14 protein-coding genes are annotated in these 13,620 nt (G+C 66.0%); 8 read left to right on the top strand and 6 right to left on the bottom strand.

Annotated features, from left to right (window positions below; translation table 11 throughout):
* Window positions 1-16: 16 nt before the first annotated feature.
* A complete protein-coding gene (gene crcB, locus ACLIJ1_RS19265; RefSeq protein WP_411367177.1) occupies window positions 17-403 on the top strand; it encodes a fluoride efflux transporter CrcB in 387 nt (128 codons plus the stop codon).
* Between the two features lie 25 nt (window positions 404-428).
* On the opposite strand, the gene ACLIJ1_RS19260 is transcribed toward crcB, so the two are convergent.
* The 6 genes from ACLIJ1_RS19260 to ACLIJ1_RS19235 all read right to left on the bottom strand — a co-directional run bounded on the left by ACLIJ1_RS19260 (window position 429) and on the right by ACLIJ1_RS19235 (window position 5,421).
* Window positions 429-887 carry a hypothetical protein gene (locus ACLIJ1_RS19260; RefSeq protein ID WP_411367176.1) on the bottom strand — a complete coding sequence of 153 codons (459 nt, stop codon included), beginning with the start codon at window positions 885-887 and terminating at the stop codon, window positions 429-431.
* Window positions 888-1,046: 159 nt separating this feature from the next.
* Window positions 1,047-1,352, bottom strand: coding sequence for a hypothetical protein (locus ACLIJ1_RS19255; protein ID WP_411367175.1), 306 nt, complete (start codon window positions 1,350-1,352; stop codon window positions 1,047-1,049).
* Window positions 1,353-1,373: 21 nt separating this feature from the next.
* Window positions 1,374-1,628 carry a sulfur carrier protein ThiS gene (locus ACLIJ1_RS19250; protein ID WP_411367174.1) on the bottom strand — a complete coding sequence of 85 codons (255 nt, stop codon included), beginning with the start codon at window positions 1,626-1,628 and terminating at the stop codon, window positions 1,374-1,376.
* Between the two features lie 7 nt (window positions 1,629-1,635).
* Window positions 1,636-2,991, bottom strand: a complete 1,356-nt coding sequence (locus tag ACLIJ1_RS19245; protein WP_411367173.1) for an NAD(P)/FAD-dependent oxidoreductase — start codon at window positions 2,989-2,991, stop codon at window positions 1,636-1,638.
* 77 nt (window positions 2,992-3,068) lie between these two features.
* On the bottom strand, window positions 3,069-4,916 hold the full coding sequence (locus tag ACLIJ1_RS19240) for an aldehyde ferredoxin oxidoreductase family protein (RefSeq protein WP_411367172.1): 1,848 nt from the start codon (window positions 4,914-4,916) through the stop codon (window positions 3,069-3,071).
* Window positions 4,917-4,944: 28 nt separating this feature from the next.
* Window positions 4,945-5,421: a 4Fe-4S dicluster domain-containing protein gene (locus tag ACLIJ1_RS19235; RefSeq protein WP_411367171.1), complete on the bottom strand. Its 477-nt coding sequence runs from the start codon at window positions 5,419-5,421 to the stop codon at window positions 4,945-4,947.
* 430 nt (window positions 5,422-5,851) lie between these two features.
* On the opposite strand from ACLIJ1_RS19235, the gene ACLIJ1_RS19230 reads away from it, so the two are divergent.
* From ACLIJ1_RS19230 to ACLIJ1_RS19200, 7 genes are all read left to right on the top strand, one after another.
* Window positions 5,852-6,322 carry a (2Fe-2S)-binding protein gene (locus ACLIJ1_RS19230; RefSeq protein WP_411367170.1) on the top strand — a complete coding sequence of 157 codons (471 nt, stop codon included), beginning with the start codon at window positions 5,852-5,854 and terminating at the stop codon, window positions 6,320-6,322.
* 12 nt (window positions 6,323-6,334) lie between these two features.
* Window positions 6,335-8,707 (top strand): xanthine dehydrogenase family protein molybdopterin-binding subunit, encoded by a 2,373-nt coding sequence (locus tag ACLIJ1_RS19225; protein ID WP_411367169.1) that lies wholly within the window; start codon window positions 6,335-6,337, stop codon window positions 8,705-8,707.
* 15 nt (window positions 8,708-8,722) lie between these two features.
* Complete coding sequence (locus tag ACLIJ1_RS19220; RefSeq protein WP_411367168.1) at window positions 8,723-9,511, top strand: FAD binding domain-containing protein; 789 nt, start codon at window positions 8,723-8,725, stop codon at window positions 9,509-9,511.
* 73 nt (window positions 9,512-9,584) lie between these two features.
* Complete coding sequence (locus ACLIJ1_RS19215) at window positions 9,585-10,505, top strand: AAA family ATPase (RefSeq protein WP_411367167.1); 921 nt, start codon at window positions 9,585-9,587, stop codon at window positions 10,503-10,505.
* A gap of 18 nt (window positions 10,506-10,523) precedes the next feature.
* Entirely contained in the window at window positions 10,524-11,708 is a 1,185-nt protein-coding gene (locus tag ACLIJ1_RS19210; protein ID WP_411367166.1) for a vWA domain-containing protein, read from the top strand.
* A 37-nt stretch (window positions 11,709-11,745) separates the two neighbouring features.
* Window positions 11,746-12,363 carry a CoxG family protein gene (locus ACLIJ1_RS19205; protein WP_411367165.1) on the top strand — a complete coding sequence of 206 codons (618 nt, stop codon included), beginning with the start codon at window positions 11,746-11,748 and terminating at the stop codon, window positions 12,361-12,363.
* Window positions 12,364-12,398: 35 nt separating this feature from the next.
* Window positions 12,399-13,472 carry an XdhC family protein gene (locus tag ACLIJ1_RS19200; RefSeq protein WP_411367164.1) on the top strand — a complete coding sequence of 358 codons (1,074 nt, stop codon included), beginning with the start codon at window positions 12,399-12,401 and terminating at the stop codon, window positions 13,470-13,472.
* Window positions 13,473-13,620 lie beyond the last annotated feature (148 nt).

Below are 13,620 nucleotides of genomic sequence, written 5' to 3'. Positions count from 1 at the left end.
AACCGGTACCTGAACCATGCTGCAAGTGATCGCCATCAGCCTGGGGGCCAGCGTTGGCGCGCTATCTCGCTGGCAGCTGAGCCTCTGGCTCAACCAGGGCCACGCGGTCCTGCCCTGGGGCACGCTGGCGGCCAACTGGGCGGGAGCCTGGCTGGTAGGCGTGGCTGTGGTGTTTTTCCAGAGCCAGACGCAACTTGACCCGGCCTGGCGCCTGGCCATCATCACCGGCTTCCTCGGCGGTCTGACCACCTTCTCCACCTTCTCTGCCGAGGTGGTGAGCATGCTGCAGCATGGGCGCTACCTGCTGGCCTTCGGCACGGCGAGCCTGCACGTACTGGGCTCGCTGGCGCTGACGCTGTTCGGCATGAAGATGGCCGGTGGCTGGTTCGGCGCCGCCGGCTGAGTCCGTTCGCAGCGCCCGCCGCCGATCAGTACTTGACGTTGGCGCGATCGACCGACAGACCGGCGATTTCGCAGGAGAAAGTCTCCAGGCCGTTGGCGCGCAGGAGATGGCCGCGGGCCAGGGTCTCGTAGGCCTTGAGCTTCTCGGGCGCCACATACGGCTGCACCAGACTGACCTTCTGTTCGGGCGTGAGCGACCTCTCGAGCAGGCGGCTGACCCGGCTGTCGAAGCAGGACTCGGCGTTCAGGTGCTTGAAGGCCAGCTCGCGCTGGTACTTGCCCGACTGCAGGCTCTCTTCGATCGCCTGCTTGTAGGAGGAGACATACGCGCTCGCTGCTTCGTTGACCTTGGGGTCGCCGAACTGGGTGATCTGTGCCAGGAAGGTGGGTTTGACCGCCGCCGCGGGTGCCGACACCGGTGCGGTGGAACAGGCGGACAGCGCCAGGACGGCGCAGGCAGACAGGACGATGGCGGTGAGCTTCATGTCATTCCCTTTCGAGCGTTGGACTTTTTGGCCAGCCCCCGGGCGGAGCCTGGGGTCTGACCAGTACATCGACAGGAAACCGGGGAAATTGACCGCCCGAACAAAGCTTTACAACGGACACCCAAGTGTTAAGCAGGCTGTTCCGCGCAACACCAAAGTTCAACCGCCGCCGCGTTGCATCGCCAGATCAAAAGGCTTCATGAAGGCCAGACGCTGCCCGGCATCCACTCCCTGGAACTCGAACGACACAGCCAGCCGTTTCATCACGAGCAGAGCAATGCGCCGCTCCGGCAGGATGGTCCAGGAGATGCGCAGGATGCCGGCGCCGACATGGACCACCGCGCTGCGTTCACCGTCCAGGGACCACTGGCCTGCGGGCCCGATGGCACGCGGCAGCGCAGCCAGCCATTCGGCTTCGGTGGTCCCCATGTCGCGCTCGAAGCGCTCCGGATAGGACGACTGCATGGGGCCAGATCTGCCGCCGACTCACCCGCCGGCAATGGGCGGCCAGATGGCCAGCACATCGCCTTCGGTGAGCGTGGCCGTCAGCCGAAGTTCGGGTGCGATGTACTTGCCGTTGACCAGCACCAGATGCACCAGCTTCGCCGGCAGGCCGAAGGGCTCGATGATCTGGCTGATCGGCGCGTCCGGCGCGACATCCAGTTCGACCTGGTTGCTGCGCCGGGCGTCGGGGGGCAGGTAGTCGGTGAGCGTGGCAAAGAGCTTGAAGGTGATCTTCATGCCCGGATCATGCCCGGCGGCGCCCGTCGGCCGCACCAGCCCAGTGGCCTTGACCCTGCGCGGCCGACAGGTAAGCGTCCATCAGTTTCGTGGGGTCCGCCATCAGCCGGTCCTTCCACTCGCCCAGATTCACCTGACCTTCGACCAGTCCGCGCATCACGCCGACGTGGTCGGTCCAGCCCACGCTGTTGCAACCCACCATCTGATCTCCCTTGAACTGCAGGCTCAGGTGCTTGTGGTTGGCCTTGTCGGTCAGCTCCACATGCTCGCCACCAGCCAGGCCTTCCCAGTTGCCGAAGCTGCTGGAAATCAGGCCCAGCGTGTCGAGCACGTTGATCTGCGTCACGCCATTGAGCTCTGCCGTCTGCCCCACCATGTTCAGCGCCGCCACCCGCGCCTGTTCGGCGGCATTGGGCTGGATCGCGCTGACGATGGTCTTGCCGCTGACCTTGTCGAAAGCTTCCGCGCAGTCGCCCGCGGCATAGATGCCGGGCACGTTGGTCTGCAGGTGCTCGTCGGTCAGCACGCCGACCAGGCAGCGCACGCCGGAGTTTTCCAGGAAGCCGATGTTGGGCCGCACGCCGGTGGCGCTGATGACCAGATCGGCTTCAAGCTGCTGGCCGGTGGACAGGCGCACCGTCATCTTGCCGGTGGGCATGGCCGAACTGCCCAGACCAACCACCGCAGCGATCTTGCCCAGCAGGCCGGGTTCGGCGCTGGTACCGCGCTCGATGGCCTCGACCTTGGCGCCGGTGTAGACCTTCACACCCTTGGTTTCGCACCAGTCCTTGATCATGCCGCCCGCCGTCGGGCCCATCATGCGCGGCACCATGCGGTCGCCCATCTCGACCACCGACAGCTCCACACCGCGCTGCTGCAGCGCTTCCATGATGATGCAGCCGATGAAGCCTGCGCCCATCTGCAGCACCTTGGCGCCGGGCTTCGCAAGGTTGGCGATGGCGCGTGCGTCGGCCAAAGTCCAGCAGCTGTGCACGCCGGGGCCCTTGATGCCAGGAATCGGCGGTGTGGCGGGAGAAGAGCCGGTGGCAATCAGCAGCTTGTCGAAGGCAATGGTGTTGCCGTCACTCAGTTCGATGGTCCGCTTGGCCGAGTCCAGCAGCTTGGCGCGCACGCCGCGCTTGATGGTGATGTTGAGCTTCTCGAAATGCCCCTCGGTGTGGCGAAGGTGCGTGCCCTCTTCGCCCACTTTGCCGATCAGCAGATAAGGAATCGCCATGCGCGAATACGGCGACTCGTTCTCGTCGCCAATGACCGTGATCTGGTCCTTGGGTGCGTGCTTGCGGATGGTTTCGGCCGCGATGACGCCGGCCGGGCCGGCGCCGAGGATGACGTGATGGGTCATGTTCTGTTCTCCAAACTCCAAAAAAAGAAGCGGTCACGGGGACCGCTTCTTCCATGCATCGGTCCCCGATGCGCAGGTCAGAGACCCAGGCGCGCCTTGGTGTCGGTGGTCGGGCGACCTTCGCTGTCCCAGCCACGGGCGGCGTAGTACTTGGGCAGCATTTCGGGCAGCTTGCTCACGGTGCCCTTGCCCGGGCCGGTCTTGGCGGCTTCGGTCATCAGGCGCTTGGGCAGGTTGTCGTCGGCCTTGGTGAAGCCGGCTGCGTTGTTGAACTCGCGCTCCATGTTCCAGATGCGCTCGCCGATGTGGTTGAGGTGTTCCATCGTGAACTCCTCACCGCAGGCGGCCTGCACCTGAGGCGCCACGTCGGCCAGGGTCCAGGCAAAGCTGGTGAAGATGCAGATGCCGGCGGAGTCGAACGCGGCGGTCGCGTCCTGGAAGGCCTTCACGAGTTCGGGCTTGCCCTCGCTCTCGGACGGCTCGGTCTTCACCGGGATGCCCAGCACTTCGGAGGCGATGGTGTAGCCGCGCAGGTGGCAGGCGCCGCGGTTGGAGGTGGCGTACGCCAGGCCGATGCCCTGGATCACGCGACCGTCGTAGGCCGGGAATTCCTGGCCCTTGACGCTCATGGACAGGTCGGGGTGGCCGTACTTGGCGGTCAGGCGCTTGGAACCCAGACCGATTTCCTTGCCGAAGCCTTCGCCACGCGCGGTCATGATCGCCAGTTCGCACAGCGCCTTGGCCGAGCCGAACGGCGCTTCAATGCCGATCTGCTCCTTGGTCAGCACGCCCATTTCGTACAGCTCCATCACCGCACCGATGGTGGCGCCGAAGGAGATCGGGTCCATGCCCTCTTCGTTGCAGATCAGGTTGGCGAACTGCAGCGCTTCCAGGTCGTTCACGCCATTGGCGGCGCCCAGCGCCCAGGCCGCTTCGTACTCCAGTCCGCCATTGGCGCCCCAGTATTCGGGCTTGTTGGCGACCGAGAAGTGGCCTTCGTCGATCTTGGAAATGCGGCCGCACGCGATGGTGCAGCCGAAACAGGCCTGGTTGGTCACCAGGTGCTTCTTGCCGTCGGTGGCCCGTGGTGTGACCATGGCCTCGGCCGAGATGTCCTTGGCGCCTTCGAACTGCACGTCACGGTGGTTGCGCGTCGGCAGACCACCAATCTCGTTGATCACGTTCATCAGCACCTGGGTGCCGTAGGTGGGCAGGCCCTGGCCGGTGACGGCGTTGTCGGCCAGCACCTTCTTGGCGGCCTTGGCAGCGGCCATGAAGGCCTTCGGGTCACGCACATTGCCGACACCCTTGGTGCCGCGCACGGCGATGGCCTTGAGGTTCTTGGAACCCATGACGGTGCCCACGCCCGAGCGGCCGGCCGCGCGGTGCAGGTCGTTCACGACGGCCGCATAGAGCACGCCGACTTCACCGGACTTGCCGATGCTCGAGACGCGCAGCAGCGGATCCTGCAGGCTGGTCTTGAGGGCTTCTTCGGTCTTCCAGACGCTCTGGCCCCACAGGTGCGACGCATCGCGCAACTCGGCCACGTCGTCGTTGATGTAGAGGTAGACCGGCTTGGCCGACTTGCCTTCGAAGATGACCATGTCCCAGCCGGCCATCTTCAGCTCGGCGCCCCAGTAGCCGCCCGAGTTGGAGCAGGCAATGGCGCCGGTCAGCGGACCCTTGGTGACCACGGTGTAGCGGCCGCCGGTGGAGGCCATGGTGCCGGTCAGCGGGCCGGTGGCCCAGATGATCTTGTTCTCTGGGGCGAGGGGATCCACCTTGGGATCGATCTCGCTGATGAGGTATTTGGACGCCAGACCGCGCGAACCCAGGTAGGCCTTGGCCCACTCCATGTTCAGCGGTTCGGAGGTGACGGTGCCCGCCGTCAGGTTGACGCGGAGGATTTTTCCAGCCCAAGACATGTTGATGCTCCTTGAATGTGTTGGGGGATCAGGCGGCGGAAGGCTGGTTGCCCAGCTTGTCGGCCCACTGCTTCATCTTGTCCATGCCGGTCCAGTTGGCGTCGACAAAGGTGATCGCGCCGGTCGGGCAGGCGTCGGCACAGGCCGGATCGCCACCGCACAGGTCGCACTTCTGGACCTTGCCCGTTTCCTGCACGTAGTTGATGGTGCCGAAGGGGCAGCTGATGGTGCAGACCTTGCAGCCCACGCAGGTGGTTTCGTTCACCACCTTGGCACCCGTGTCCTTGTCGACCGTGATGGCCTCCACCGGACAGGCGTGCAGACACCAGGCCTCATCGCACTGCGTGCAGGTGTAGGGAACCTTCTTGCCCGTGTGGTGGAAGTCGAAGACCTTGATGCGCGATTTCGAGGTGGCGTAGGTGCCGTAGTTCTCGAACGAGCAGGCCATTTCGCACTGCAGGCAGCCGGTGCATTTGTCCGGGTTGATGTGGAGTGTTTTCTGCATGGTTTTTTCTCCGGTGGTGGGGCACACACAGACATCGACGGGCGTATGACCATGTGTTCATAGGATTGTTGTCGCCAAACCCTTTGAAATCGTCAGGGTTAACCCGAAACACCTGTCACTTCATCCAGAAAGTCTCAGTTTGAGACATTGAGAAGAATTCCGGAAAGTCAATTGAATTTAAAGGCAATTTCACCTCCACCGGCTTCTTTTCAATTCACTGAAACCGCTCACTTATGCATTGAACAGCATAACAAAACAGCACACTGTGAATTCATATTTTTCCTTTGAAATCAACAACTTTTACGACCCATCCAAACGTCTCAATTTGAGAATGTTTCAGACCGAGATTTGGGTTTGAGGGTTAACACGCAATTCAAGGCCCGAGCGTCGATGCTCAACTGTTTGAGGACCCCACAAACAGGAGACAACGATGCAGGTTCAGCTCAAGGTCAACGGTCAGTCGAAGTCCGTCGACGTCCCTCCCAACACCCTCCTCGTCCAGGTGCTGCGCGAGCACCTGAAGCTCACCGGCACCCACGTCGGCTGCGACACCTCGCAGTGCGGCGCCTGCACCGTGATCAAGGACGGGCGGGCAATCAAGTCGTGCAACGTGCTGGCCGCCCAGGTCAGCGGCTCGGAGATCACCACGATCGAAGGCCTGGCCAGCGCCGACGGCACCATGCACCCGATGCAGGCAGCGTTCAAGGAGTGCCACGGTCTGCAGTGCGGTTTCTGCACTCCGGGCATGGTCATGAGCGCGGTCGACCTGTGCAAACACCATCCCAAGGCCGGCGAGGCCGAGGTGCGTGAACTGCTTGAAGGCAACCTGTGCCGCTGCACCGGTTACCAGAACATCGTCAAGGCCGTGCTCAAGGGCAAGGCCGACATGGCTTCCGCCTGAGGAGAACAGAACATGGGCGCTTCCGACTTCAGCAACCTGCCGCACATCGGCTCCGCAGTCCGCCGCAAGGAGGATTACCGTTTCCTGACCGGTGCCGGTCAGTACACCGACGACATCACGCAGGCCAGCCAGAGCTATGCGGTGTTCGTGCGCAGCCCGCACGCACACGCCAACATCAAGAGCATCGACACCGCACGCGCCAAGGCAATGCCCGGCGTCGTGGCGATCTTCACCGGCGCCGACATCGACGGCAAGATGGGCGGGCTGCCCTGCGGCTGGCTCATCACCTCGACCGACGGCACACCGATGAAGGAACCGCCGCACCCGATCCTGGCGATCGGCAAGGCGCGCTACGTTGGTGACCAGGTGGCGATGGTGATCGCCGAGACGCTGGAGCAGGCCAAGAACGCGGCCGAGGCGGTGGACGTCGACTACGACGTGCTGCCCGCCGTGATCGACATGCGCACCGCCGCACAAGGCCCTGCCGTGCACGACGCCGCGCCCGACAACCACTGCTACAAATGGGCCATCGGTGACAAGTCGCAAGTCGACGCCGCGTTCGCGAACGCGGCCCATGTGACCAAGCTGGACCTGACCAACAACCGCCTGGTGCCCAACGCGATGGAACCGCGTGCCGCCATCGGCATGTACAACCGCGCGACCGAGGAATACACCCTCTATGTCGCCAACCAGAACCCGCACGTCGAGCGCCTGTTGATGACGGCCTTCGTGCTCGGCCTGCCGGAGCACAAGGTGCGCGTGATCGCGCCCGACGTCGGCGGCGGCTTCGGCTCGAAGATCTTCCTGTACGCCGAAGACGTGGCGCTGACCTGGGCCGCCAAGCAGACCAACCGCAGCATCAAGTGGACCTGCGAACGCAGCGAATCCTTCCTGACCGATGCCCACGGCCGCGACCACATCAGCCACGCCGAAATGGCGATGGACAAGGACGGCAAGTTCCTGGCGATGCGCGTGCACACCGACGCCAACATGGGCGCCTACCTGTCGACCTTCGCGTCCGCGGTGCCGACCATCCTTTACGCCACCCTGCTGGCCGGCCAGTACACCTGCCCGCAGATCTACGTCGAGGTCGACGCCTGGTTCACCAACACCGCGCCAGTCGACGCCTACCGCGGCGCCGGCCGTCCGGAAGCGACCTACCTGCTGGAACGCCTGGTCAGCCGATGCGGCTGGGACCTGGGCTTGTCGCAGGCCGAGATCCGCAAGCGCAACTTCATCAGAAGCTGGCCCTACCAGACTCCTGTCGCGCTGCAGTACGACGTGGGCGACTACCTGGGCGCGATGACCAAGGCCGAAGACATGGCCGACGTGGCCGGCTTCACCCAGCGCAAGGCAGCCAGCGCCGCCAAGGGCCTGCTGCGCGGCATCGGCTACAGCTCGTACATCGAGGCCTGCGGCATTGCGCCGTCGAACATCGCGGGTGCGCTCGGTGCGCGCGCCGGCCTGTTCGAATGCGGCGAAGTGCGCGTGCATCCGACCGGCAGCGTGACGGTTTTCACCGGTTCGCACAGCCACGGTCAGGGCCACGAAACCACCTTCGCGCAGGTCGTCGCTGCCCGTCTGGGCATCGCGGTCGACGCGGTCGACGTGGTGCATGGCGACACCGGTCGCGTGCCCTTCGGCATGGGCACCTACGGCTCGCGTTCGATCTCGGTCGGCGGCGCAGCGATCATGAAGGCGCTCGACAAGATCGAGACCAAGGCCAAGAAGATCGCGGCCCACCTGATGGAGGCCAGCGACGCCGACGTCGAGTTCGCCAACGGCGAGTTCACCGTCAAGGGCACCGACAAGAAGGTCACCTTCGGCCAGGTCGCGCTGACCGCCTACGTGCCGCACAACTACCCGCTGGACAAGCTGGAGCCGGGACTGAACGAGACCGCGTTCTACGACCCGACCAACTTCACCTTCCCGGCCGGCACCTACATCTGCGAGGTCGAGATCGACCCGGCGACCGGCAAGACCCGCGTCGACAAGTTCACCGCGGTCGATGACTTCGGCACCATCATCAACCCGATGATCGTCGAGGGTCAGGTCCACGGCGGCATCGTGCAGGGCATCGGCCAGGCGATCCTCGAGAACTGTGTCTACGACAAGGAAACCGGCCAGCTGCTGACCGGCTCGTTCATGGACTACGCCATGCCGCGCGCCGACGACTTCCCCGAGTTCAAGATCGGCACCATCTGCACGCCATGCACCCACAACCCGCTGGGCACCAAGGGCTGCGGTGAAGCCGGTGCGATCGGCTCGCCACCGGCGGTGATCAACGCCGTGCTGGACGCTCTCAAACCGCTGGGCGTCAAGGAATTCGACATGCCCGCTTCGCCCGGCCGTGTCTGGGAAGCCATCCAGTCTGCCAAGGCCTGACCGCAGGAGCACCTCATGTACACATTCACGCTCGACAAACCCGCGACCCTGGCCGACGCCACCAAGGCGACCGCCGGCGGCGCCAAGCCCCTGGCCGGTGGCCAGACCCTGCTGGCCTCGATGAAGCTGCGCCTGTCCGACCCGGGCAATCTGGTCGACCTGGGCGGCGTCAAGGAGCTCGCCGGCATCCGCAAGGAAGGCAACGCCCTGGTGATCGGCGCCATGACGCGCCACGTCGATGTGGCCACCAGCGCCGACGTCGCCGCGACCATTCCCGCCCTCACCCACCTGGCCAGCCACATCGGCGACAAGCAGGTGCGCGCCATGGGCACCATGGGCGGATCGGTCGCCAACAACGACCCGTCGGCCTGCTACCCCAGCGCCGTGCTTGGCCTGGGCGCGACCGTGCACACCACGAAACGCAAGATCGCGGCCGACGACTTCTTCCAGGGCATGTTCACCACTGCCCTCGAAGAGGGTGAACTGATCACCGCGATCAGCTACCCGGTGCCGAAGAAGGCGGCCTACGTGAAGTTCAACCAACCGGCCTCGCGCTTCGCGCTGATCGGCGTGTTCGTCGCACAGACCGACAGCGGTGTACGGGTGGCGGTGACCGGTGCGGGCAACGGCGTGTTCCGCCACGCCGGCCTGGAAGGCGCGCTCAACGCCAGCTTCACGGCCCAGTCCGCGGCCGGCGTGAAGGTCAGCGCCGACGACTGTGGCGCCGACATCCACGCCAGCGCCGCCTACCGCGCCAACCTGATCAGCGTGCTGACCCAGCGCGCCGTCGCCCAGCTGGCCTGATTTCCGGCTGTCACCGCCAGGGCCCCGCGTTGACCGACCCGGGGCCCTTTTTCCGCCACCGTGCCCACACCCCATGACTGCCTTTTCTTCCATCGACGCACTGACGCAGGCCCTGCAGGGTGCCGGCTACTACGCGGACCGGCGCCTTGCCACCGCCGTGTTCCTGGCGTTGAAGCTGCAGCGCCCGCTGCTGCTCGAAGGCGAACCCGGCGTCGGCAAGACCGAGCTGGCCAAGGCACTGGCGGTGGCGCTGCAGCGCGAACTGCTGCGCCTGCAGTGCTACGACGGGCTGGAACAGCGCGAAGCCCTGTACGAATGGAACTACGCGGCGCAGCTGCTGCACATGCGCGCGGCGCAGAGCCGGCTGGAACACGCCCAGGCGGACGACGTCGCACACATCGAGCGCGAGGTCTACCAGGAGCGTTACCTGATCAAGCGCCCGCTGCTCGCCGCGCTCCAGACCCCGGCCCCCGGCGCGATGCTGCTGATCGACGAGGTCGACCGCGCCGACGAGCCCTTCGAAGCCTTCCTGCTGGAATACCTGGGCGAATACCAGGTCAGCATTCCCGAGCTGGGCACGGTGCGCGCCGCGTTCGCGCCAGTCACCATCCTGACCAGCAACCGCACCCGCGAGCTCAACGACGCGGTCAAGCGCCGCTGCCTCTACCACTGGCTCGACTACCCCGAGCGCGAGCGCGAACTGGACATCGTGCGGGCTCAGGTGCCGCAGGCTTCCGCCGAACTTTCGGCGCAGGTCGCCGAAGTCGTCGGCCGGCTGCGCAGCGCGCCGTTTGCCAACGCCTTCCAGCGTTCGCCCGGGATCGCCGAGAGCGTCGAATGGGCCAAGGCCCTGGTCGCACTGGACACGCTGGCGATCGATCCGGAGGTGCTGGCCGACACCGCCGGCATCCTGTTCAAGCAGCGCGAAGACGTCGCGGCCCTGACCCGCGACATGGCCGCCGAACTGCTCAAGCCGGCGGACGCTCCCGCCTGATGGCCCCGCGGATTCGCCATGCAACTCGGTGACGCACGCAGCGGCAAGCTGGCCGACAACATCGCCGGTTTCGGGCGCGCCTTGCGCCGCGCCGGCGTGCGCGTCGACAGTTCGCGCATCGCGCTCGCCACCTCGGCGGCACTGGCGGTCCGCCTGGAACGCAAGGAAGACGTGAGTGCCGCGATGGAGGCCGTGCTGGTCGCGCGCGAGCAGGACCGCATGGTATTCCGCGAACTCTTCGACACCTACTTCCGCAACCCCGAGATCGCGCAGAAGCTGCTGTCACAACTGCTGCCCTCTGCCGAGGGCAAGGCCGAGCCGAGCAAGCGCCGTCCGCGCGTGCGGGAGGCGCTCTCGCCGCAGAAAGCCTACGGCCACCAGGCCAAGCCCAAGGAAGAGGACCAGAAGGTCGAGTTCGACGCGGCGATGACGGCCAGCGACATCCAGCGCCTGCGCCACGCCGACTTCAACGCCCTCTCGGGCAAGGAGTACCGGCTGGTCGAGCGGCTGGCGCGTGACATCCGTCTGCCACTGCCCACCTACGACGCGCGCCGCACGCAGCCCGGGCCGAAAGGCGCGCGGCCCCACTGGCAACGCGCGATGCACCGCGCGGTGCGCCACGGCGGCGAGCTGATGGAACTGCCCCGGCTGGCGCGCCGCGAGCAGCCGCTGCCACTGATGGTGCTGGTCGACGTGTCGGGCTCGATGGAGCGCTACACCCGATTGCTGCTGGCCTTCCTGCACGCAGCGACCCGGAACCACCGGCGGCGCGACGTGTTCGCCTTCGGCACACGCCTCACCGACCTTACGCCCGCCTTCAAGCTGGCCGACACCGACGAGATGCTGGCGCACGCCAACGAAGCCATCGCCGACTTCGCCGGCGGCACCCAGCTGGGCGCCGCGCTGCAGACCCTGCGCCACGAGCACGGCCGACGACTGGTCGGACGGCGCACCCTGGTGCTGGTCGTCAGCGACGGACTGGACACGGGCGAGCCCGAGGTACTGTCCGACGCGCTGGCCTGGATGCGCCGGCGCTGCGGCCGCCTGCTCTGGCTCAACCCGCTGCTGCGTTTTGACGGCTACGCCCCGCTCGCCCGCGGCGCAGCCGCGCTGCACACCCACGCGCACGGCATGCTCGCCGTGCACAACCTCAGCAAGCTCGAAGACCTGGCCGCGAGCATCGCGGCTGTGCTGCAACGCTGACCGATCCACGCCCCACACAACAAAGAGGAACACCACCATGGACATGCAAGGCAACCGATCCCTGGCCATCTCCCAGCAGCACGCCTGGGACGCCCTGAACGACCCCGAAGTCCTCAAGGCCTGCATCCCCGGCTGCGACAAGGTCGAGGCCAGCGGCGACAACCAGTACGCGGTCGGCATGGCGCTCAAGATCGGGCCGGTCGCGGCCAAGTTCGCCGGCAAGATCCTGCTCTCCGACATCGTTGCGCCCGAGTCCTACAAGATCAACTTCGAAGGCCAGGGCGGCGTGGCCGGTTTCGGCAAGGGCACGGCCGAGGTCAAGCTCACGCCCAGCGGCACGGGCTGCGAGCTGGACTACAAGGTGCACGCCACGGTCGGCGGCAAGGTCGCCCAGCTGGGCCAGCGCCTGATCGACGGCACGGCCAAGTCGATGGCCGAAGACTTCTTCAAGCGCTTCGACGAGGCGATGCAGAAGGCCCACCCTGAAGCCTACGCCGCGCGTGACGCAGCACAGGCGGCGGCCGTAGCACCCGCCGCCGGTTCCGGCGGAACACCGGCGGTGACCGGCGCTCCAGCCCAGGGCGGGGGCATCCCCACCTGGGTCTGGGTCGCGGGCGCGGCTGTGCTGCTGGCACTCTGGTGGTTCAATCGCTGAATCAGCCCGACCGCATCCCGCCCCGGAGACCTTTCATGGAAAACCTCGACATCACCGTCCTGCGACAGCTGCTGCAGTGGCGTCAGCAAGGGCGCCGCGCGCTGCTGGCGACGGTGATCCGCACCTGGGGCTCATCGCCACGCCCGGTGGGATCGATCATGGCCCTGTGCGAAACCGGTTCGGTCGTCGGTTCGGTGTCGGGAGGCTGCATCGAGGACGACCTCATCTACCGCTACCGCCGGCCCGCCGATGCCGCTGACACCACCGGCCCGACGCACGACATTCCCGATGGTCCGCCTGAGCGTGTGAAGTACGGCGTCAGCGCCGACGAGGCCCACCGCTTCGGCCTGCCCTGTGGGGGCACGCTGGAGCTGATGCTCGAATTCAACCCCGATGCGGCGGTGCTGGCCGCGCTGGTGCAGTCGCTGGGCGCAGGGCGCCTGATGTTGCGCTGCACCAACCTCTCGACCGGCGAGGTGACGATCGCGCCCTGCGAGCGGCCCGAGGGCCTCAGCGACGACGGCAAGGTGCTGCGCAACACCTTCGGCCCCGAATACCGCATGCTGCTGATCGGTGCCGGCCAGCTGGCCGAGTACCTGTCGACCATGGCGATCTTCTGCGGCTTCTCGGTCACGGTCTGCGACCCGCGCGAGGAATACCGCGGCAGCTGGAACGTGCCGGCCGCGCAGCTGGTCACTGGCATGCCCGACGACGTGGTGCGCGAATTCAATGTCGACCGGCGCACCTGCGTGATCGCCCTCACCCACGACCCCAAGCTCGACGACCTGGCCTTGCTGGAAGCCCTGGGCACCGAGGCCTTCTATGTCGGTGCCATCGGTTCGCGGCGCAACAACGAGGCACGGCGCGCCCGCATGATCGAACACTTCGAACAGACCGAAGAAAGCCTGGCCATGATGCGCGGGCCGATCGGCATCTACATCGGCAGCAAGATGCCCTCGGAGATCGCGGTCAGCATCATGGCCGAACTTCTGGCGGTGAAGAACGGCGTGGCCCTGCCCCGCGACACGCAGGTCGGGCCGGCCAAAGACCGCATCCAGCCCCGGGAAGCCGATGCCCCCGTGTGCTTCAGCGGGTCGCGCACCGCCTGAGTGGCAACCCGGTGTCACGGCGTGTCACGTGGCCGGCGTGGCACGTGATTTGCGGAAAGGGTGTTGCAGCGGCGCATGGATCAACAAGTTGTTCATCCGTGTCGCAATCTGCAACACTACTGTCCCCGATCGCAGAGGCCGACGTGAT

This window comes from Hydrogenophaga sp. RWCD_12 (assembly GCF_046604225.1).
Lineage (GTDB): Bacteria > Pseudomonadota > Gammaproteobacteria > Burkholderiales > Burkholderiaceae_C > Hydrogenophaga.
Note: the sequence above shows the minus strand (reverse complement) of the source record. Positions and strands in the feature narration are given on the sequence as shown.